15 protein-coding genes and 1 pseudogene are annotated in these 21,202 nt (G+C 64.0%); 10 read left to right on the forward strand and 6 right to left on the reverse strand.

Features of this window, described 5'->3' with window-relative positions; translation table 11 throughout:
- The first annotated feature begins 545 nt into the window (after positions 1-545).
- Complete coding sequence (locus D3260_RS14310; RefSeq protein ID WP_370456314.1) at positions 546-2,405, forward strand: putative bifunctional diguanylate cyclase/phosphodiesterase; 1,860 nt, start codon at positions 546-548, stop codon at positions 2,403-2,405.
- On the opposite strand, the pseudogene D3260_RS18175 reads toward D3260_RS14310, so the two are convergent.
- Both D3260_RS18175 and D3260_RS14315 read right to left on the reverse strand, forming a co-directional pair.
- Positions 2,310-2,555, reverse strand: a pseudogene (locus D3260_RS18175) (hypothetical protein); the annotation flags it as partial. The gene D3260_RS14310 and the pseudogene D3260_RS18175 sit on opposite strands and share 96 nt — an antisense overlap.
- 12 nt (positions 2,556-2,567) lie before the next feature.
- Positions 2,568-2,771, reverse strand: a complete 204-nt coding sequence (locus tag D3260_RS14315; RefSeq protein ID WP_120099293.1) for a hypothetical protein — start codon at positions 2,769-2,771, stop codon at positions 2,568-2,570.
- 1,070 nt (positions 2,772-3,841) lie between these two features.
- Here D3260_RS14315 and D3260_RS14320 point away from each other — a divergent pair.
- Positions 3,842-6,133 carry a bifunctional diguanylate cyclase/phosphodiesterase gene (locus tag D3260_RS14320; protein ID WP_120099294.1) on the forward strand — a complete coding sequence of 764 codons (2,292 nt, stop codon included), beginning with the start codon at positions 3,842-3,844 and terminating at the stop codon, positions 6,131-6,133.
- Positions 6,134-6,287: 154 nt separating this feature from the next.
- On the opposite strand, the gene D3260_RS14325 is transcribed toward D3260_RS14320, so the two are convergent.
- Positions 6,288-6,701 carry a mechanosensitive ion channel family protein gene (locus D3260_RS14325; protein ID WP_147418209.1) on the reverse strand — a complete coding sequence of 138 codons (414 nt, stop codon included), beginning with the start codon at positions 6,699-6,701 and terminating at the stop codon, positions 6,288-6,290.
- Positions 6,702-6,739: 38 nt separating this feature from the next.
- Between D3260_RS14325 and D3260_RS14330 the strand changes: the two genes are divergently transcribed.
- The 4 genes from D3260_RS14330 (at position 6,740) to D3260_RS14345 (ending at position 12,254) form a co-directional block, all read left to right on the forward strand.
- Entirely contained in the window at positions 6,740-7,360 is a 621-nt protein-coding gene (locus tag D3260_RS14330) for a YitT family protein (RefSeq protein WP_120099296.1), read from the forward strand.
- Between the two features lie 489 nt (positions 7,361-7,849).
- Entirely contained in the window at positions 7,850-9,805 is a 1,956-nt protein-coding gene (locus D3260_RS14335; RefSeq protein WP_120099297.1) for a methyl-accepting chemotaxis protein, read from the forward strand.
- 683 nt (positions 9,806-10,488) lie between these two features.
- Complete coding sequence (locus D3260_RS14340; RefSeq protein WP_120099298.1) at positions 10,489-10,914, forward strand: DUF2231 domain-containing protein; 426 nt, start codon at positions 10,489-10,491, stop codon at positions 10,912-10,914.
- The gene (locus D3260_RS14345; protein ID WP_120099299.1) at positions 10,911-12,254 is read left to right on the forward strand and encodes a sorbosone dehydrogenase family protein; all 1,344 of its coding nucleotides are present in this window, start codon (positions 10,911-10,913) and stop codon (positions 12,252-12,254) included. Before D3260_RS14340 ends, D3260_RS14345 begins: the two co-directional genes overlap by 4 nt.
- A gap of 170 nt (positions 12,255-12,424) precedes the next feature.
- Here the strand turns inward: D3260_RS14345 and D3260_RS14350 are convergent, their stop codons facing one another.
- The 3 genes from D3260_RS14350 to D3260_RS14360 all read right to left on the reverse strand — a co-directional run bounded on the left by D3260_RS14350 (position 12,425) and on the right by D3260_RS14360 (position 14,910).
- The gene (locus tag D3260_RS14350) at positions 12,425-13,429 is read right to left on the reverse strand and encodes an SMP-30/gluconolactonase/LRE family protein (RefSeq protein ID WP_120099300.1); all 1,005 of its coding nucleotides are present in this window, start codon (positions 13,427-13,429) and stop codon (positions 12,425-12,427) included.
- 175 nt (positions 13,430-13,604) lie between these two features.
- Positions 13,605-14,447, reverse strand: coding sequence for a VOC family protein (locus D3260_RS14355; RefSeq protein WP_233544093.1), 843 nt, complete (start codon positions 14,445-14,447; stop codon positions 13,605-13,607).
- Positions 14,448-14,502: 55 nt separating this feature from the next.
- A complete protein-coding gene (locus D3260_RS14360) occupies positions 14,503-14,910 on the reverse strand; it encodes a DoxX family protein (RefSeq protein ID WP_120099301.1) in 408 nt (135 codons plus the stop codon).
- A gap of 154 nt (positions 14,911-15,064) precedes the next feature.
- Between D3260_RS14360 and D3260_RS18180 the strand changes: the two genes are divergently transcribed.
- The 4 genes from D3260_RS18180 to D3260_RS14380 all read left to right on the forward strand — a co-directional run bounded on the left by D3260_RS18180 (position 15,065) and on the right by D3260_RS14380 (position 21,165).
- Positions 15,065-15,214, forward strand: a complete 150-nt coding sequence (locus D3260_RS18180; protein WP_370456315.1) for a LysR family transcriptional regulator — start codon at positions 15,065-15,067, stop codon at positions 15,212-15,214.
- Positions 15,154-15,978 (forward strand): LysR family transcriptional regulator, encoded by an 825-nt coding sequence (locus D3260_RS14370; RefSeq protein ID WP_147418210.1) that lies wholly within the window; start codon positions 15,154-15,156, stop codon positions 15,976-15,978. The genes D3260_RS18180 and D3260_RS14370 overlap by 61 nt, the downstream gene beginning before the upstream one ends.
- Before the next feature lie 264 nt (positions 15,979-16,242).
- Positions 16,243-19,059, forward strand: coding sequence for a bifunctional diguanylate cyclase/phosphodiesterase (locus D3260_RS14375; RefSeq protein ID WP_158583552.1), 2,817 nt, complete (start codon positions 16,243-16,245; stop codon positions 19,057-19,059).
- A 309-nt stretch (positions 19,060-19,368) separates the two neighbouring features.
- Complete coding sequence (locus D3260_RS14380) at positions 19,369-21,165, forward strand: toxin-antitoxin system YwqK family antitoxin (RefSeq protein WP_147418211.1); 1,797 nt, start codon at positions 19,369-19,371, stop codon at positions 21,163-21,165.
- Positions 21,166-21,202: the final 37 nt, after the last annotated feature.

Here is a 21,202-nt window from a genome sequence, read left to right on the forward strand (position 1 = left end):
CAGGAATTTCTTAACAGTCCACGAATTTCGATAGATGATCGACGCACAAGCGCAATAACAGCTGCTCAGGGACGGCCATGGTCGCGATGTCGGACAACAGAGAGCCTGACCTCGGCACGACATCATCGTGGCGAACCGGCGAGGCCGATATCGTTCGTGGCCGCCAGATTCACGCGGCCGAGCACAACGTGGAGCGTGGCCTGTTCAGTTTCATGTTCGCGGCCACCATGACCACCCTGTTCTTCTATTCGGACTGGGGCGCGACCATCCTGACCTGGTACGTCCTGGTCATCGCGGTCTGCGTGATACGGGTCGTGGTGGCGCGACGCAACACGCGCCAGCCTCCGGTTCCGGCACCGATGACAGCCGTCGTGCCGTTCATCGCATGGAGCATCCTCACCGCGGCGATTCTGACCAGCTTTCCTGTCTGGGTCACCATGGAGACGGACGGATTTCCATTCGCCTACATGATCGTATTGTTTCTGGGCACCTTCTGGGCGGCATCCTTCGTTCATGCACCGGTATTGTTGACGGCCATTGCCTTCATGTTCACGCAGCTCGGCGTGGCGGTTGCAGCCGCTGTCCTGGCCGGTATCGACTGGGAGCGTGCGGCGCTCACCGCGCTGTACACAGTCGGCGTCGGAGCCGGGTTACACATCATTCGTCAGCATTCAGCAATCTTTCGGCAGTCGATTCGTCAGCAGCTCGAGCTGGAGCAGAAGAACGAGACGATCGGCCTCATCCTGAAGGAACACGAAGACCAATCGAGCGACTGGCTCTGGCAGACCGACACCGCCCTGCGGATCGTGGATCCCTCGATCCGTTTTGCCGATGCGCTCGATGTGTCGAAACAGACACTGAGCGGTCGCCCCATCGCGGAGACGCTCACGGATGCCGGTATGGACGGCAACACCGAAACACTCGCCCAGATCGACGATCATTTCGCGGCACGCGAGTCGTTCCGCGATATCGTCGTACCGCTTGGCATCAATGAACAGACCTGCTGGTTCTCGCTATCCGGACGCCCGATTTACGACCGGGCCGGCGCGTTCTCCGGATATCGCGGCGTGATGGCCGATATCACCGTCGCCCGCCGGGCCCAGGCACGTGCCGCGCATCTGACGCATCACGACACCTTGACCGACCTGCCCAACCGCACCCAATTCAATGCGTTGATCCGTCGTGCGCTGACTCGGGGGCGCGCTTTCACTTTGTTGAGCATCGACCTCGACGGTTTCAAGGCCGTCAACGAGGGCTTCGGGCATCACGCCGGCGACCGACTGCTCGTGGAGATCGCGCGCCGACTCCAGGACAACGTCGAGGCCAACGAATTCGTCGCGCGTCTGGGCGATGACGAGTTCGTCGTGCAGACGTGGCGTCTGGCGACCGATTCGATCGAGTCGCTATGTCGTGACCTGATCGCCGCCGCCAGCCGGCCGATCACGATCGACGGCATTTCGCTCACGGTCGGCGCGAGCATCGGCGTGGCCTTTGCGCCGGCCGACGGCGATACAACCGACGAGATTCTCAAGAATGCCGACTCCGCCCTGTATCGCGCCAAGACCGAGGGCCGCGGCAGCTTTCGTTTCTTTTCCGCAACGATGGATCGCAAGCTCCAGGTGCGCCAGCGCCTGATCCAGGATCTGCGCTCGGCGCTCGACCGCGATGAACTATTTTTGCATTACCAGCCGTTCATCGATGCCGCCAGCGGGGCGATCACGGGCTGTGAAGCTCTCATCCGCTGGCAGCACGCCGAACGCGGGATGATCTCGCCCGCCGAATTCATCCCGCTGGCCGAGGAAAACGGCCTGATCGTGCCGATCGGCAGCTGGGTGATCGAACAGGCCTGTCGCGAAGCCGCGACGTGGGACAACAACCGCCGTGTCGCGGTCAATGTCTCACCGGCGCAGTTTCGCGACCAGGGCCTGCACGAGCGTATCCGCTCGATTCTGAAGACCACACGGCTCGCCCCGCGGCGGCTGGAAATCGAGGTCACCGAGACGGTACTGGTGACCAACCCACAGGCCGCACTCGAAACCCTGCGTCGTATTCGCGCGCTCGGCGTACGGGTTGCCCTGGACGATTTCGGCACCGGCTACTCCTCGCTGAGTTATCTGCGTCTGTTCCCGTTCGACAAGATCAAACTCGATCGAGCCTTCATCCAGGATCTGGAAACACGACAGGATAGCCAGGTCATCGTCCATGCCGTGCTCGACATTGCCAAGGGTCTCGGCATGACGCTGACCGCCGAGGGTATCGAGACCAGCGGCCAGGCTGACTACTTGCGTGGCATCGGCTGTCACGAGTTCCAAGGGTTTCTCTTCGCACGTCCGGCACCGGCAAGCGAGCTGGCGAACCTGATGTTGCGGCGGCCGCCTCCGCCCCCGGCTTTCGACGTCGGCTGACCGGCGACCGCAACGGACCAGCGCGCCCGACCAGGGCCGGCTGTGTCTGTACCCCGATATCGGTACACGTGGCCAGAAAAGTGTTGTGCCCGACGTTCGAAAGCAGAACCAATCCGGCGCGTGGCCGGTGATGTGCCAGAAACATGGCATTGCTTGCCGCAGTCATGGCGTCGTCGACGCTGCGGCCACGATCTCGACCGGTATCGTGATGGCTTGCAAGGTTGACGGCAGAAAGGCCCGGCCGAGCACCGGCGCGACCACGAATGCGGCTCGGACGCGCCCACTCCGATGCGACGTCGCCGCCCGTGCCAGCGCTTCGGCAAAGGCCTGATCCACTTCGTCCATGGCCACCACGGCGTCGTGCAACCCCGAAAACTCCGGCCGATCAGCACCGATCGCATCGCGCCGGCGGGTTTGGGCAGAAGATCTGTAAGCGAGCCGGCGTTGCGATCCCGCCGCCTATCGTCCGCATGGTCCGGCCCCCCAGAGAGAAGCTCGCCGCGGCTGGTCGCCTACCCCACCACGCCATCATCAGCGACGATCCACCCGTGCCGTGCGAAAGCAGGACCAGCGGCCGCCGGTCCGTGTCCGTTGCCAAAGCGGGCGTTCGGCCGCCCGGCCGGCCGCGACGAACGGCTGGCCGGGCGAGCTGATCCATTGCGCCTGCATCACGGCCCCATTCCCCGCCGGATACCCGACGTGCGTCAGCGGGCCGTACCGTGGCGATGCCCGCGAGCGAGACGGCTCGGCGGGCGTGATGAAGCGCGTCGCCCCGTACCGACCGCATATGTTCGCCCGGCCGCCGTCTCATTCCTCGCCCCTATGCCGGCCGCGCATTGCCTCCAGGCAGGATCATCGAGATGAGCTTGGTCGCAGCCGACGCGCCGACGAGTCGTCACAATCCATAGCCGACTTTCGACAATTCGCGTCAGTTCGGCGCCGCCGTTCGCGGTTTTCGCGAGATGCACAAGCGCCGCGCTGCCCCGCCGCATCCCCCCGTCGCTGCACGGGTGATGATCGATCCAGGGCCTGTTGATGTGTTGTCGTGCAAGTCCGCGCCCTGCGGCGTTGCCAGTCTGGATCGTGGCACGCCACGATCGGCGACTCGCGCCCTGCAGGAGGCCCGGCGGACTCTCGACGAAAGCGCTCGCACGACAATCAGAAGGCCCGGGCACAGGCGTGCGCCCACGATGGATGATGCTCGATCGTGGATTGGTCTTGTGCATCCGTGAGACGTCATCTGCGTATCATGAATCGCCTTTTGTGCATCGTCGTTTCTCGCAAGAGGAACATACGCCGGCCTTGTGGCTGACAGGACCGGGCTGCGCAGCAGAACTCAACGCGGCCCGACATCGCGATGATGCGGCGAGATAACCAAACAAGCCCGCCTAGATCGGGCAACCAACCAGAAATGATGAACAAGAACGAGGGGAGCAATGAGCGCTGTTGAACCCGATGTGGTCCTGTTTGGCGCGCTGGCCCGCGATCAGCGCCGCCGGCAGCTCGCACCGCTCGTGCACAGCGCCGCCCATGCCATCGAGAGCCGGCTGGCGGTGTTGTTCATCGTCTCCGATTGCGGGCACTGGCTGCAGGCCGAGGCCGCCCTGGGCTTGACCGCCCGTTGCGATGATATGGCGGTGCCCGATCAGTGGCAGCGCGAGGCACCACGCGACCCCGTCGATCTGCTTGAAGCGCTGAATACGCGGACGGATCATGACTGGGTGCTACCGGCGTTACCAACGCAGATCGCCCGTGCCGACGTCGAATATGCCGTGCTGGTTCCCATAGCCGACAACGGCCGGGATCTGCAGGGCGCGCTTTTGCTCGCCGACAATTGGGCCGAGCCCGACAAAAAGACACTGACGCCGGCCCAGCGCTACGTGCTCAAGACCCATGCCGCTCAGATCGGCGCTCTGCTCTCGAGCCATGTGTCTGCCTCGACGCAATTGACAACGAACGTGCGCGAGCGACTTCGGTTGCTCGAATCCGTGGTCATCCACGCCAACGATGCCGTGCTGATCACCGAAGCCGAGCCGATCGATATGCCCGGCCCACGCATTGTCTATTGCAATGCGGCATTCACACGGACCACCGGCTATGCCCTGGATGAAGTCGTGGGGCTGACACCTCGCATCCTACAGCGCGAGGATACGGACCGGGCCGCGCTGGATACGCTGCGTCGTGCCCTGTCGCGCTGGAAACCCGTGGAAGTCGAGCTGATCAACCAGCACAAGAACGGCACACCGTTCTGGGTGGAGTTGAGCATCGTCCCGGTGGCCAACGAATCGGGCTGGTTCACGCACTGGATTTCCGTCCAGCGCGACATTTCCCAACGCAAGGAAACCGAGCAGGTTGCCGATCAGGCACGTGCCGTGGAGGCGGAAAAGATCGCACTCGAGGCCAAACTCGAGGAGCGCAAGCGCATCGAGCGCCAGCTCGCGCATGCGGCCTATCACGATGATCTGACGGGCCTGCGCAACCGGGCTCATGTGATGCAACTGCTCTCCGCCCGGCTCGGGCCACCCGAGGCGCAGTCGGGTTTTCTGTTGTTCATGGATCTGGATCGATTCAAGCTCGTCAACGACAGCCTCGGCCATCGCGCCGGCGATCTGTTGCTCGTGGATGTCGCGCGACGTCTCGAAGACTGTCTGGGCGAACACGACACGCTGGCTCGGGTCAGCGGCGATGAATTCGTCATCCTGCATGCCGACGGCGAGACCGTGGACCGCGCAATGGCCCTGGCAGCCCGGGTGGTTCGCGAGCTGGAGCGCGCGTTCCGGATTTACGGCCACGATCTGTTCGTTTCCACCAGCATCGGCATCGTCGACATCGCCCTGGGCTATGACACCGTCGAGGACCTGATGCGCGATGCCGACACCGCCATGTATGCAGCCAAGACCCAGGGGCCGGGCCGCTACAGCCTGTTCACCGAATCGATGCGGGCCGATGTCGTCGCGGAACTGGCCATCCAGACCGAGTTGAAGCAGGCACTGGCACGAGAGGAATTCGAACTCTATTACCAGCCCGTCTATGACCTGGCCGGCGCCGAGGTCCGCGGCGTCGAAGCCCTGCTGCGCTGGCATCATCCGACCCGGGGGATGCTCCTGCCGGGCACGTTCATCGGCATCGCCGAAGACATCGGCGTGATCGAGTCGATCGGGCGCTGGGTACTCTATTCGGGCTGTCGACAGGTCGCCGCCTGGAACCGGGCCCGGCGCGCGACCGGGCGCGATCCGCTGCAACTGTTCGTCAATGTCTCGAGCCACGAACTGCGCCAGCACGATTTCTCCGAGCGCCTGACCCAGGCACTCGACGAGACCGGCCTGCCCCCAACGGCCGTGCAACTGGAAATCACGGAGCGGCTGTTCCTGCAGAATCCGGAACAGGTCAGCGAGCTGCTCGAAGCACTCAGGGCGCGCGGCGTGCATATCGCGCTCGATGATTTCGGCACCGGCTATTCGTCCCTCGCCTATCTCGATCGGTATGCCTTCGACACGCTCAAGATCGATCGCAGCTTCATCCAGCGCATGAGCGAGGCACCCCGTACGCTGGCGATCATCGAAATGATCGTCGCACTCGGCCAGCGCCTCGGGCTGGAAATCATTGCCGAGGGCATCGAGACCGCCGTGCAGATGGATACGGTCCGCTCACTCGGCTGCCCGCTGGCGCAGGGTTTTCATCTCGCCCGGCCGATGGCGGCAGCCGACTGTGCCGCTGTGGTGATCTGAACCGATCGCCCGGCCCGAGACAGCCCGGCAACGCGCACGCCACCGACGCGTGCGACTACAGCACAGCGCGCCATTGCGAATCGGCTGCCGCGGGTGCGGTGGCGACGCCGGCCAGGCCCTGTCGCGTTCCGCATAGACGCCGCGACCGCCCCGCTCAGCACGACATATCGAACCCGTCGTCATCGGTATCCGATGCCGAGGCCGCCTTGGCAGCGCGCCGGCGCTGGCGTGCCTGCCAGCGCGGCTCGCTCGGATCGGCCGGATCGGCCGGCCAGCCTTCCCGCTGACGGCTGCGATCGCCGTCGACGCTGTCGGTCTGATCGTGCCAGAGCGCAACACGGGTCTCATAGGGCATATCGATACCGGCGTCGTCGAGGGCGTACTTGATCGCACGCAGCACCTGCGCCCGGACTCGGACGACATCGGCGCGACGTCTGTCGGTCCACCAGCGCACCCGGATCGTCACCCAGCTCGCCGCCAGATCCCAGACGAAGGCTTCCGGTGCCGGCGCGACCTCGACGTCGGCGATATCGGCCAGCGCGCAAACGATATGGCCTGGTTCATGCACCGCATGGCGCATCCATCGTACCCGAGCGTTTCTTGCCCATGCCCGATACCTCACGGACCGCCGTACCGCGTCACGCCCGCTGGGAAGATGCACTGGCCATGCTGCTTGGCGTCGCCGTGGCCTCGCTCGGCCTGTTCTTCTATGCCCAGGCCCAGCTGCTGATCGGCAGTACCGCCGGCATGGCGCTTCTGATCTGTTACGTCACCGGCTGGAGCTTCGGCCCGGTGTTCTTCGTCATTAATCTGCCGTTCTACGGTCTGGCATATCGCCGCATGGGCTGGCCGTTCACGATCAAGACCTTCCTCGCGGTGGCCGGCCTCTCTGCACTCACCTGGTGCATGCCACACTGGGTCGATATCGACACCATCAACCTGATCTATGCGGCACTGGCCGGCGGCGCCCTGATCGGGCTCGGCATCCTGCTGTTATTCCGTCATCGCGCCAGCCTTGGCGGCGTGAATATCCTGGCGCTCTACATCCAGGATCGTTACGACCTGCGTGCCGGCCATGTCCAGCTCGTGGTCGATGCGGCCATCATGGTCGTGGCGTTTTTCGTTCTCCCCTGGGACCGGGTCGTGCTATCGGTGGTCGGCGCTGTCGTGCTGAATATGATCGTCGCGATCAATCATCGAGCGGATCGCTACCTCGGTCAGAGCTGACAAGCGCTTCCAGGGCCTGTTGATGTTTCGTTCGAGCGCCTTTTCGTCGAGAGACCGCCGTGTGTCCGGCAAGGCGCGCGTTGCCGATCGTGGCGTGCCACGATCCAGAATCGCAAAGCCGCCGGGCGCCCATCGTCGATTTTTCATGGGCGGCCCAACCCTTCGGGACAAGTGCCCCAAAATCAAGAACACGACGGCAATACAGCGTTCTAGCAGGCTGGCGCAGAATGACACGCTATGCCTGCGACGCCTCGTCTTGCCGCCCATCGTCAATTTCAGGGCGCACTCGGCGCGGACTCGCACGAAACATCAACAGGCCCTATAACGACACGCCAAAACACAAATCTTGCCTGTCCGGCGCGCGCCACTGGCCGAGGCATCACCTCTTGGTCGCGAGCGGTATCATTTTTCTGCGCGATAAGTCTCATCTTTCCACGCGAGACGCCGATATACCGGATTCAATAACGAAAATCCGGGGAGATCGGGGCCATGCACCGGCTGAAATCATTGCAGGTTCGATACGCACTCATTGCCGTCGCTTTTTTCGCCGTGCTGATCGCGGCAACCGTCGTCGTCATCAATCTGTACATTGCCCCGGCACTGCGCAGTCAGTCCGAGGCACTGGTCGAACAGCGTCTGGCCACCATCGGCGAGACGATCGAACGACGCCTGACACGCGTCAATGCGCAGATGCGCACGATCACGGAGACGATCGGCCAGGTAGACAACGATCGGATCGACGCCCTGCTGCCTCTCCTGGTCAATCAGTACGGGGATACCAGCATTTCCGGGGGCGGGATATGGCCGTTGCCCTACAAGCGCGACCCGTCGCGCATGCGCGACAGCACGTTCGTCAACCGCGACAATAACGACGAACTACAGCGCAACACCTACTGGAACACGCCGGACTCGAAAAAATACTTCGAACAATCCTGGTACAAACACGGCCTCGCCGCACCGCGCGGCGAATGCGCCTGGGCCAAGGCCTACAAGGACGACGCCAGTCCGGAACCGCGCACCAATTGCGCGATGAGCATCTTCCGTGACAACCAACGCTGGAGCGTGGCGACCATCGACGTCACACTCGGCTTCTTCAATACGCTCGTCGCCCGCATGGAGAAGCAGACGGGCGGCGAAATATTCATCGTCGAACGCGACGGTACGCTGGTCAGCAACAGCACACGCCTTGACCGGCCGGTCCTGTTGAAGAACGTCGATGCCGTCGCCGACGACTCGCCGATGGCACGCGCCGTTGGCGAGATCCTGAAACAACCGAGCCTCGAGACGATCCCCCGCCATTTCGACGCCGACGGGGCCGACCAGACACTCATAGTGCAACCGATCGACAACACGCCGTGGGTGGTCGCGAGCGCCATTCCCACCGACCAGCTCATGGCGAGCAGCGACGCCGTGCTCTCGCGGCTCGGCTGGACACAGATCCCGATGGCCCTGCTCTTTCTCGGCCTGGTGGTGCTCGGGCTGCGGCTGATCATGGCGCGCGTGGCGCGACTGCGCGGCGGCATCGAGGATCTCGCCTCGGGCGATGCCGATCTGACACGACGCCTGCCGGTCGACGGCGGCCTGGAATTCGAGGCCGTCTCGCAGAGTTTCAATCGCTTCGTCGAGCGCCTGCAATCGATGCTGCGGGAAATCGCCCGTGCCAGCGGTGAGATCACCGGTGCGGCGCGCCAGATCGCCGACGGCAACATGGATCTGTCTCAACGCACCGAAAGCCAGGCCAGCGCCGTTCAGGAAACCGCGGCGTCCATGGAAGAACTGACCACGACCGTGGCCCACAACGCCGAGCGGGCCGATCAGGGCAACGCCGCTGCCGATCGCACCGCCGCCCGCGCCAACGACGCCAATGCCGTGGTCGGCGATGTCGTGACCACCATGGACGACATCAACCAGTCGTCACGCCAGGTCGCCGAAATTCTCACCACCATCGACGGTATCGCCTTCCAGACGAATATCCTGGCGCTCAATGCCTCGGTCGAAGCCGCGCGGGCCGGCGAGCACGGCCGCGGGTTCTCCGTCGTGGCCGAGGAAGTGCGGATCCTGGCCAAACGCTCGGGCGACGCCGCCACGCAGATTCGCGATCTCATCGAGCGCTCCAACGGCAAGGCCGAACACGGCACCGAACTGGCCGGCCGCGCGAGTAAACACATGCATGATGTCGTCAGCGAAGTCGAGCGGGCTCACCAACTCATGCAAGAGATTCGTGATGCCAGCGAAGAGCAGCGTCGCGGCATCGAACAGGTCAACCAGGCAGTTACGGATCTGGATTCCAATACCCAGCAGAACAGTGCGCTGGTCGAAGAGGCCGCGGCGGCCGCCGAGTCCCTTCACGAACAGACCGATCGCCTTCAGGCGTTGCTGTCGGGGTTCCGTCTGGGCACCGGTGATGCCGCGGAGGCCCCGTCAGCGCCGCCGGACCGGATATGACATCGCGGATCGCAATTGCGCCCGGCGATGCCGGTCGCAATCGGCCGGTCTGGCACGTCTTATGCTTCGACATAGCTGGGGCGCCCCCGCCCCGGCCTGCGGAGATCCTCGTGCGCTCTATCGATTGGCAGGGATGTCGGATGCGATGCATGGAGACCGCGCTTGCCGCGCGGCAACGTCGGATACAGGCCGCAGAGGCTGCCGATGCCGAGCTCGCACCATATGACATATCGTTCCGGGTCGCGGCCCGTCAACCGGTCATGGCCCCGCCGATGCCGAGCACCGGCATGTTGATCGAAAAGCCAGACGGTACGCGCTGAACACGCGCGACAAGTCCCTGGCGTCGCATCGCCAGCCCCAGCGTTGCCGACTCTGAACGGCGAGCGCGTGCCCCGATCAATACCACGATGGCCGACGTACGGGCGGCGGCACGGACCGCCAGGTCCGAGGATCTTCCTGGCGACCGCGATTCAATCCGACACGATGGCCTGGTCAATCGGATCGGCGACATCTCTGAGGCAATATGCCTGAAGCGACAAGCATGACGGCGCGGTCGAAATGGCGAGAGCGGCCCCACGCACTGTGCTTTGATCAGGCTTCGCAGATACGCGATATTACCGGTAACGAACCGGTCCATCGCCCACGATCCCCGGATATCTCGCTCGCCCATCAAGGAGCCCGCTGTGCTTACGACAGCCACCCGACCACGCCCCGGTGGCATCAATCCGCTGCACGGATTATTGCTTTCCGGTGTCTTCCCCCTGTTTCTCGGCGCGGCACTGAGCGACTATGCCTACGCCGTGTCGTATCACGTCCAGTGGGGCACCTTCGCCTCCTGGCTGATCGCCGGCGCCCTCGTGTTCAACGGTTTCGCCCTGCTATGCGCGGTCATCGGTCTGTTTCGCACCGATCGTCGCGGTACGGGATTTCTCTATTTCGGCCTGCTTGTACTGACCGGCGTGATCGGTTTCCTCAATGCGCTGATCCATTCACGGGACGCCTGGGCGATGATGCCTACCGGCCTCATCCTCTCGATCATCGTGGCCGTGCTCGCGCTTGTCGCGACGTTGTTCGGATTCTCTCGTCGCCGCACCGGAGGCGCGCTATGAAGACACGCATCCTGTTTCGGGCCACCACGCTTTCGGCCCTGCTGCTCGCCGGCACGTCTGTGGCCGCAGTACAGCAGCAGTACGGGCCGACCCCCGACCTGCCCGCGCCGCAGCGGGGCCTGCTGCCGAACATGACCATTCCCAAGCCGGCCGACTGGGGCGATCAGAAACCGAACGTCCCCGACGGCTATCGCATCACCGCGATCGCCACCGATCTGCAGGTGCCGCGCCAGACGCTGGTGCTGCCCAATGGCGATATTCTCGTGGCCGAGGGCAAGGGCGGCGGCAATGCCCCGAAGATGAAGCCCAAGGATCTCATCGCGAGCGTGATCAAGTCGCGCGGCACGACCTCGGTCAAGAGCGGAGACCGACTGACCCTGCTACGGGATGCCGACGGCGACGGGCGCTACGAGACCCGCACGGTCTTCGCCGACCACTTGAACGCGCCCTATGGGCTGGCCCTGATCGGCAACAAACTCTACGTCGCCAATCAGGATGCGCTCGTTCGCTTCGATTACCAGCCTGGCCAGTTGCGCGCCGCGGGCGCGCCGCAGCCGGTGACCGACCTGCCGTCCAAGATCAACCATCACTGGACCAAGTCGCTCACGGCCGGTCCCAACGGCGATTATCTGTATGTCGGCATCGGCTCGAACAGCAACATCACCGAGCGCGGCATGGACGCCGAGGTCGATCGCGCCGAGATCTGGCAGATCGATCCGTCGACCGGCGCCCATCGAACCTATGCGAGCGGCCTGCGCAACCCGACCGCGCTGACCTTTCAGCCGGACAGCGATCGGCTCTGGGCGGTCGTCAACGAACGCGACGAACTCGGTCCGAATCTGGTGCCCGATTATCTCACGCACGTGCAGGACGGCGGCTTCTACGGCTGGCCGTACAGCTACTGGGGCCAGCATGTGGACTCGCGCGTCAAACCGGCGAATCCGGCCAAGGTGCAGACCGCGATCTCGCCAGATTACAGCCTGGGTTCACACCGCGCGCCGCTCGGCGTGGCGTTCTCCAACCCGGCTGTCGGTGGGCGATTCACAGACGGTGTCTTCGTCGGGGAACACGGCAGCTGGAACCGCGCCGACCCGGCCGGCTACAAGGTCGTTTTCATCCCGTTCGAGAACGGCCGACCGACCGGTGACCCGGTGGATTTCGTCTCGGGCTTTCTCACCGGCGACAACAAGACCCGTGGCCGCCCGGTCGGCGTGAGCGTGGCTCCGGATGGTGCCGTGATCATCGCCGACGACCTGACCAACGCGGTCTGGCGCGTCACGCGAGACAGCGCAGCCACGGCCCCGAATACGAATCGCCAGACCCTGGATACGGCATCGTAAGCTGGCATCCGACCGCCGCTCTCCCGCTCCCGACCGGCCAAGGTCGGGGAGACGATCAATGATTGATATGTTTCCCGCCGGGGCTGCCGCGAGACACCCGACGATCGTCAGCCCGGATGGCGGCAGGTGCCAGGCGCCGGGTCGCGAGATCGCCCCGGCGCCTGATCGGCTCATTCGACGGTATCGCTCGATGCCGGCGATGTGCTGCGGTCTTCGGTATCGGCCGCGCCCTGCATGACCACGCTCGGCGCACCGGCCACCGCCATGGGCAGTGTGAACACGGAATGGCTGGCCGTGATGAACAGCGTGCGGTGATCCGACCCGGCGAAGGTGACGTTACCCGTCCATTCCTCGTCGATCGGGATATGGCCGATGCGCTTGCCGTCTCGATTGAAGATCGTCACCCCATCGCCCGTCAGATAGACGTTGCCCTGATCATCCAGCGTCATGCCGTCAGAGCGCATCGGCGTGAACAACTGCTTCCCGGACAGGCGACCATCGGCACCGATGGTGTAACGCCATGTCTTCTCGCCACCGAAATCGGAAACATAGAGTGTCTTGCCGTCCGGCGTCCCGATGATGCCGTTCGGCTTGATCATATCGTCGACTACCTTGATCGGCTTGTCGGTTTCCGGCCCGAGATAATAGACATCCTCACCCGGCTGATCCTTGGACTGACGCAGCCAGTAGTCGCGCTGATAGTACGGATCGGTGAAATAGATGCCGCCATTGGGCGCAATCCACAGATCGTTCGGCCCGTTCATCTGATGGTCTTCCATGTGATCAAGAACGACATGAACCTGGCCATCCGGCGCAATCGACCACAGCTGCCCGTGCGCATCCGCGGCCGCGATCAGATTGCGCTTCGCATCGAAATACAGACCGTTCGCTCGGCCGGCCTCTTTCATGAAGATCGATAGATTGCCGTCGGTACCGTATTTCCAGATCTTGTTGTTCGGTTGATCGGTAAAATACACGTTGCCCGCGGCATCGGCCGCCGGCCCTTCCGTAAACTCGAATCGATCCGAGATACGGGTGAGCTTCGCGTTCTTGGCAACCACGGGTGCCCAGCGCGATGGTGTGTCCGAATCGGGCGCGGCGTTCGCACTCATCGCGAAACTCAGCATCCATCCGAGGGCGACCACCGCGCCGAGCCGCCGATTTCTTGTCCCCATGCGTTCATCCTCCTCAATTTGTATCGATTCGCCGCCGTTTCCAACCGACGCCGACAAACAAGAATAGGCGAAACGAGGACAATTCCGACACTCGAGACATGAAAACCCGTCATTGATCGGCCCGAGGCGGCAATCAGCCAACGGAAGTCCGCGCGCCGCCGCACCGGCCGATGACTTATGACGCCAGCGTCCGGGACGAGGCCGTTCGGGGAACCACGTCGACCACGATGCCCCACGGATCCAAATACCGCGTCCGGTCCTCGACGGGCGCGTACTCGCCGTCGCTTGTTGCTTCGAGCGTCATCGCGGCCAGCCCGGTGGTTGCGTTCGTACGCCCGCCGGCGCCTGCACTGTGCCAGGTGTTGGTTGCGATGTGATGGTGGTAGCCACCGCTGGCGAAAAAACGCGCACCGGGCCGATGGTGCGTGGTCGCCAGCCCAAGCCGGTCCCGGTAGAACGCCTCGGCCGTGTCGATATCGCCGACCTGAAGATGCACGTGCCCGATACGAGTCGCCTCCGGCACGCCTTGCCAGCGCGGGCGTGCGGCGCGGAGCAGATCGTCAACATCCAGCGGCATCGTGCTCATCTCGACCGCCGCCCCGACCCATCGCCATTGCGCACGGGGGCGGTCGGTATAGATTTCGATGCCATTGCCTTCCGGATCGGCCAGATACAGTGCCTCACTGACCGCGTGGTCGGAGGCGCCCGACAGCCGAGCCCGATCCGCGGCCAGTGCGTGGTGCAACCAAGCACCGAGATCGGCCCGGTTCGGCATCAGGAACGCGGTATGGAATAGCCCGGCGGCATGTCGGTCGGCGAGTCGGGCCTGCGGATCGGCCCGCAGGCGCAGCAGCGGCTGCCCGCCGGCACCGAGCACGTGTTCGGTGCGATCGGTGGCCAATGGCTGCAGACCGATCATGCGCTGGTAAAACGTGCTCACCCTGGCCAGGTCGCGGACCACGAGCGAGACATCGGCCACCGACAGCGGTGCCGGCACAATATCATTCGGTTTCGTCACGATAATCTCCGAAAGATCGCCCGTTATCGAAACAGGCGGAATAAAGAGGCACGCGTCACGGGCGGCTCTCACGCTTCGTGGTGCCGAGCCGTGTCGAACGGATCAACACAAAACGTGCGTCGCCGGACAAGGCGAGCGCGAACGCCGCGACAGCCAGAAACACCGGGTATTGCCAGCCGCCGCCACTGTTGGTGAACATCAACAGGCCCCAGCGCGTCTGTACGCCCAGAACGAGCAATAGACCGCCTACCAGTTCGACGAACATCACCGGATAGGCCAGCCATCCGGCAAACCCGGCCGAGGCGAAAAACTGCGCGGTGTCGGGCAGCGTCCAGACCAGCAACTTGGTGAGCCCGTGGGCGACGAACATGACGCCCAGGCCGATCCGTAGCAGCAGCAGGCCCGGCGCGGCCGTCGCGTCCCCAGTCCGGACATGACCGATAACGGGTGCCTTTTCCGACATGACAATTCTCCTGTAGCAAACCGCAAGGTATATGCGCAGCGATGGGCGTCAGCTTCTACTGGTTCGCCCTGCGGGATAAACGTGCGATCATCGAAATCACTGTTTCCAATTTGGAAACAATAGGAGTCGGGACATCATGGATACGTTGTCGGCCATGCGGGTCTTCGTTGAAGTCGCCCAGCGCCAGAGCTTCACGGCCGCGGCGGACCATCTGCGGATGTCTCGCTCGTCGGTGAGTAACACGTGGCTTTTCTCGAGCAGCATTTCGCAACGCGCCTGCTCCAGCGCACCACACGGCGGCTGAGCCTGACCGAGGCCGGGCGCGACATGCACACGCGGGCCGAGAGCCTTCTCGACCAGTTCGATCAGCTCGACCATGTCTTTCATCACGCCGAGCAGCGGCCTCAGGGCCGTATTCGTCTCAATGCGCCCTATGCCTTCGGCACCGCCTATCTCGGCACCGTACTCGCCGGCTATCGGGCGCGTTATCCGTCAGTCGAACTGGATGTGGTGCTCGCCGACCGACGCGTCGGCCTCATCGAGGAAGGCTACGATCTGGCGCTGCGCATCGGCGAACTCGAGGATTCAAGCCTGGTCGCGCGACGACTGGGGCGCCTTGGCATGCATGTTGTCGCCTCGCCCGACTACATCGCGCAGCACGGTGAGCCACGCCATCCGCACGACCTGACCGATCACCACTGCCTGACCTACAGCCACCCCCGTCACGGCCTGGAATGGCCGTTCTGGGACGGCGACCGATGGCTTCGCGTGCGAACACGGCCCGGCTTGCGGGCGAACAACGGCAACGTCCTGTGCGATATCGCCGTCGCCGGTGGCGGTATCACGATGCAGCCGGATTTCATCGTCGGCCCAGCACTCGAAGACAAAAGACTGATCAGGTTGCTGACCGATTATCGTCCGCCCGACCTATCCCTGAACGCCGTCTATCCCGAACGCACGCTCATGCCGGCCCGGCTGCGCGGCATGCTGGATCATCTGGCCGAGACATTCGCGTTATTGCGCGACGAGGAAACCGGCCTGATCCGTCGGCCCCGCCAGCGATCCTAAATGGCCCGGGCTCGAACATGCCCCCAATCGTGTTCTGGCCCGCGGGTTCGTGAAAAAGACGTCGTTTGGCCCCGTGCATCGACACGACGATCGCAACAGAACGTGCCGATCGCCACCGTGGCCGAGCAGAGCGATCGCCGGCAGCGCAAACCGGGCCGGTTTGGTTAGGATGGACCCAGGCGCAGTATGTTTTTAGTGGTGTGTCGCCGGACCATATCCGGCGACACACCCGCGATCTCGTCCAGTCATGGATATTCTGCATCGATGACGACCGCACTCGACATTCTTGAGCAGCACGCGCAGGCCGGTACATGGCGGTTTGACCCGGAGACCGAAGAGCTCTGGTGGTCTCCGGGCGTTTATCGGCTCCACGGTCTCGATCCGGAAACCGATCGTGCCTCGATCGAGTCAGCCCTGTCATTCTACGAGCCGGATTCTCGCGCACGACTCGAGGCGGCACTTGCCCATGCCCAGTCCAGCGGCGAAGGCTGGAATCTCACGCTGACGATCCGGCGTGCCGATGGCGTACTGCGCCAGACACAGGGCATCGGCGAAGTACGCCCCCGCCCCGGCCGACCGCCGCTGTTGGCCGGGGCGTTTTTCGACATCCACGAAGCCGCGGAGGCGCGTGATCGACAGCAAGCCATCGAGCGAGCACTCGCCGAGCAGGCGCATCGCTGGCAGACGGCCGGCGAGCACGCCGGTCTCGGACTGATGGAAATCGATATCACCGCCGATCGATATCGGATCTCCGGCGCCTTCGTGCAACGCAACGGGCTCGGCGATTGTGCCGAGCTCACCCTGGCCGGTACCGATTGGCAACATCTGATCGATGAACGCGATCGCGCCGGCCGAAATCGGCGTCTGAACGATCACTTGGCCGGGCGCACCGAAGCCTTCGAGAGCGAGTTCCGCCTGCGTGTACACGGTCGGGTGCCGATCTGGGTTCGTGAAACCGGGCGGGCGGTTCGCGCCGACGACGCGCCGACGCGCATCGTCGGCACGCTGGCCGATATCGATGCGCGAAAACGGACCGAACACGCGCTTCAGCAGTCCCAGCGGCGCTTGCGCCAGACATTGCACCACGCCCCGATCGGCATCGCGCTGGTCGCACCGGAAGGCCGCTGGATTTCAGTGAATCACGCGCTGTGCGAGATGATCGGCTACGACGAGGCCGAGCTCGGCGCGCTCACTTTTCAGGACATCACCCATCCGGATGATCTTGAAGCGGATATGGTCCTGGTAAGCGATCTTCTGACCGGCCGCAAACTCAACTATCGGTTGGAAAAGCGTTATTTCCATAAAGACGGCCATACCGTCGATATACAGCTCGATGTATCGCTACTGCGCGACGAGGCCGGCGAACCACTTTATTTCATCGCCCAGATCCAGGACATCACGGAACGCAAGCGCCAACACCGGGCCTTGTTCGAAGCACGCGAACTTGCGGAGATCACCTTCGAGGCCATCGGCGAGGGCGTCATCCGGCTCGATCGGTACGGCACGATCACACAGGTCAATTCGGCGGCCTGTGCCCTGCTCGATCGCAGCGCCGACTCGCTTATCCAGCACGCATTCACCGAATGCGTGACCTTCTACCACGCGGATTTCGATCAGATCCTGCCCAATCCCTTGTCTTCGGTTCTCATCGACGGCGGCCGCGCGGCGGTCCCGCTGTTCACGCGCATCATGCGACACGACGGCAGCATGATCGCCATCACGGACTCGCTATCGGCCATCTATCACGACGACGGCCGGGTCGGTGGCGCGGTGTTCGTCTTTCAGGACATCACCGAAGCGCGCCAGCGCACCATGGAACTCTCCCATCAGGCCAGCCACGACACGCTGACGGGCCTGGCCAACCGTCGAGGATTCCAGCGCGATCTTGCCGCGACCTGGCGGCGTGCCCGCAACGGTATGCTGCAGGCGTTCGTGATGTATCTCGATCTGGATCATTTCAAGGCCGTCAACGACAGCTGCGGACACGCCGCCGGCGACGATCTGCTGCGCCTCGTCGCCGAGCGTCTGCGGGCCGTGTTGCGCGATAGCGACGTGCTCGCGCGGCTGGGCGGCGATGAATTCGCAGCCATTGTCCATGCCAACGACGCCGACGGCGCCCGGGTGGTCGCCGAAAAGTTTCTTCGCTCGATACGCGCCCTCCACTTCGTGCGCGGCGAGCGCACATACCGGCTCGGTCTGAGCCTCGGCATCGCTGCGCTGGACACCACCCTTGAAGGACCGGAGGCCTCGCTCGCCCACGCCGACGACGCGTTGTATCGGGCCAAGGCCGCCGGACGCAACGATTATCGCTTTCACGAGCCGGCCAATGCCGCGACCACGCCACGCCGCCGTCTGTCGCTGCACCTGGCGCCGATCGTCGACCAGGGGTCTCATGTCGTCGCTCAGGAACTCACCCTGCGGGCACCGGACGTCGCGCGCCACGGGCCGATGTCGAGCGGTGTCGCCACAGCCGGCGAGACCGTCACGCCATCATCGACACGCATCGATCAATCCACGCTGGACATGGCCATCGAACTGCTCGAAGACGCCAGCGAAGCCGATGCGCTCGGCAGCGGCCCGCTGTGTATCAGCCTCAATGCAATCGAGCTGGCCGATCCGGCGTTCCAGAACCGGCTGTTCAAGCGGCTGGGCGACAGGCCGCATCTGGCGCCGCGCCTGATCTTCCAGCTGGCTGAACACAATGCGCTGTTCGACAGCGACCTGCCGCCGCTGGTCGCGCGCATACGCGGCTGCGGAGCTGCCGTGTGGCTCGTCGAGTTCGGCAGCGGTTACGACGGCTTCGAACTGCTCAAGCGCTATGTCTTCGACGGCGTGAAGATCGCCGCCGATTTCGCGCGATCGCTCACCGCAACGACCATCAATCGCGCAGTGCTTCGCGCCATCATGGACGTCGCCAAACGCCAACGGCTGAGTGTGGTGGCCGACGGCGTCGAGGACGACGCCGTATTTGCCCTGCTTTCCAAAGCCGGTATTCAGCGTTTCCAGGGGCGCCTGTATGCCCCGGCGCGCGCGGGATCGCGAGCCGAGACACATTCGGCGCATACCGACTCGCCAGACTGATCGCGCGAGGCCGGTGGCACCGACCGACAACAGCCCACCAAGATCCGTGGCGTTGTATCAGGCGGCCGTCGTGTCTGTCTTCGCTCTCGGCAGATCGCCTGCCGACTCCCCTCGATGCGTATTGCAGACGGCGCCCCCGCACGCCGTAACCCAGGACGCCGTGCGGGTATCCCTGCCCCGCTCTGCCGAGAGGTCGGCCTGGCGGTATCGGACCGTGTCGATACAGGCACCGGCCGGGCAATGGTTGCGGCATAATATCGGCCGATTCAAGCGACCGGCCCGTGCCGGGCCTCGCATTCGGGGACATTCATGAAAACCGCTCTGGCCATGCCGATCAGCCTGCTGTGTCTCCTGCTGACCGCAGCGGCCCACGCCGAGACGCGCGCCCTGAACAAGGACCTCGAACGCACCGATGAAACCCCGGCCTACCGGCTTCACTGGCCCCTGAAAAAAACGGATTCAGGCTGGGAGGCGATCGTCGATCGGCCGGATGGCACGCCTTATTTGCGATGCCGGATCGTCGATCCGAACGCCCGGCCTATGCTGGCGGATGACAATCGCCGTGGGCCGGTCACCTTCTATTACGACAACGGACAGGTCCGACAGACCGGCCAGTACGGCGACGGCGGGCGACTGATCGGCAAGGCCCGCACGTATCGTAACGACGGCAGTCTCCGGGACGTCCGTCGTTACACGCCTGCGGGTTATCGCCTCATCAAGGCTTTTAACGCCGACGGCAGCGTCGCCCTCGAAAGCCTGCCCGACAAGGGCGTACGCACCGAACGGCAGAAACGCTATCGCGAAGACGGTTCGCTGATGCGACAGACCCACGTCGAGCCGGATGACAACGGCGATCCGATGGAAGTCGCGCGCCGCTACGACAGGCAAGGCGAGCTCACCGAGCGTCAGGAGATCCACAAGACCGTCCAGTTCACCGAGACGCTGACGGACGGCCATGTCGTGGAACGCCAGACCTTCAGTCGGCCCGAGGCCTGGTCGATAACCGAACGCTTCGACGAAAACGGCCGATTGATCAAGCGCGATCGGCGTCTCCTGCCCGATTTCGTCGAGGACGGCGAGCAGATCTTTACGACCCGCGACGGCGTACGTCGCGTATCCCACTACCGACAGGGCAAGAAGCACGGCCTCGAGACCGGCAAACGCGGCGGAACCTGGCTGCACCGAATCCGTTATCGCAACGATCATCCGGTCGGGCTTGGATTCGACGTGGACCCAGAAAGCGGCGAGGTGACGTTCACACGCTACGACGACACCGGAAAATATCTGAGCCGCTATGACGTCGAGGCCGACCTGATCACCCATGACGCCGACGGCAAGCCAAGCCTGCCCGATGCATGGGCCACGGTCAGACGAACCCTGCCCGCTCCGGGCACGACATGGCTTTACCAGTTCAACGACCGTCATCCGGTCCGTCTGCGGTTGCAGACGGTCAAAAACGGCGTGGCCCGTTACGACGTCGCCGATGGCCAGAGCGTGCGCGAGGAGAGCGTGGCCCGTTACCAGCCGATGGATGCGGCCGGCGGCCCGATGCTGCGTTTTCCGCTGCATCCCGGCGATCGATGGGAGTACGAAACCGAGCGGGTCATCCACGTACCAGCCGATGACGGCGCCCGGTGGCAGTATCGTTATCGCACGCACGTGGTCAGCCGTGTGACGGCCGTCGAGACGATCCGAGTCGGCGCCGGCACCTTCAAGGCATTGCGCATCAGGCGTGGCATCAGCTGGTTCAAGGATCGTCCCAGCGGCGAAGGCGCCCGGTTCGATCGAATCGAAAAAAACGACGACGGCACTGTCAAGGGCTTCACGCAAGAGCTGCTCTGGTACGCGCCGAAGGCCGGACGTGTGGTGCTCAAGACACATGTGGCGTCCGGTTTGGCCAACGTGCTGGACCGTCCCGCCGCCGACCAGCTGACCAATGTCGCAACCTGGTTCACTGAGCTGGTCGGCCTGGCCGGCCCGGGCGAGTCGCCGTCGCCGGCCAGTCCACAATACGCACGCGCCCCGCAGGCCCGCTGGATCGGGTTTCCGATGCAGCGCAACAACACCTGGGAATATCTGATGCAATCCCATTCGCCTTCGGAATAGAGCACGGCGTCTCGGTTGGCCGCGGTGAGGCCGGCCG

The organism is Salinisphaera sp. Q1T1-3 (genome assembly GCF_003602005.1).
Classification (GTDB): Bacteria; Pseudomonadota; Gammaproteobacteria; order Nevskiales; family Salinisphaeraceae; genus Salinisphaera.

Bases quoted from the DNA above. Each gene is read 5' to 3' on its own strand.
- D3260_RS14360 (WP_120099301.1), bottom strand. From the start codon at position 14,910: ATGTCGGAAAAGGCACCCGTTATCGGTCATGTCCGGACTGGGGACGCG.
- D3260_RS14375 (WP_158583552.1), top strand. From the start codon at position 16,243: ATGACGACCGCACTCGACATTCTTGAGCAGCACGCGCAGGCCGGTACA.
- D3260_RS18180 (WP_370456315.1), top strand. From the start codon at position 15,065: ATGCGGGTCTTCGTTGAAGTCGCCCAGCGCCAGAGCTTCACGGCCGCG.
- D3260_RS14335 (WP_120099297.1), top strand. From the start codon at position 7,850: ATGCACCGGCTGAAATCATTGCAGGTTCGATACGCACTCATTGCCGTC.
- D3260_RS14320 (WP_120099294.1), top strand. From the start codon at position 3,842: ATGAGCGCTGTTGAACCCGATGTGGTCCTGTTTGGCGCGCTGGCCCGC.
- D3260_RS14345 (WP_120099299.1), top strand. From the start codon at position 10,911: ATGAAGACACGCATCCTGTTTCGGGCCACCACGCTTTCGGCCCTGCTG.
- D3260_RS14380 (WP_147418211.1), top strand. From the start codon at position 19,369: ATGAAAACCGCTCTGGCCATGCCGATCAGCCTGCTGTGTCTCCTGCTG.
- D3260_RS14350 (WP_120099300.1), bottom strand. From the start codon at position 13,429: ATGGGGACAAGAAATCGGCGGCTCGGCGCGGTGGTCGCCCTCGGATGG.
- D3260_RS14330 (WP_120099296.1), top strand. From the start codon at position 6,740: ATGCCCGATACCTCACGGACCGCCGTACCGCGTCACGCCCGCTGGGAA.
- D3260_RS14310 (WP_370456314.1), top strand. From the start codon at position 546: ATGTTCACGCAGCTCGGCGTGGCGGTTGCAGCCGCTGTCCTGGCCGGT.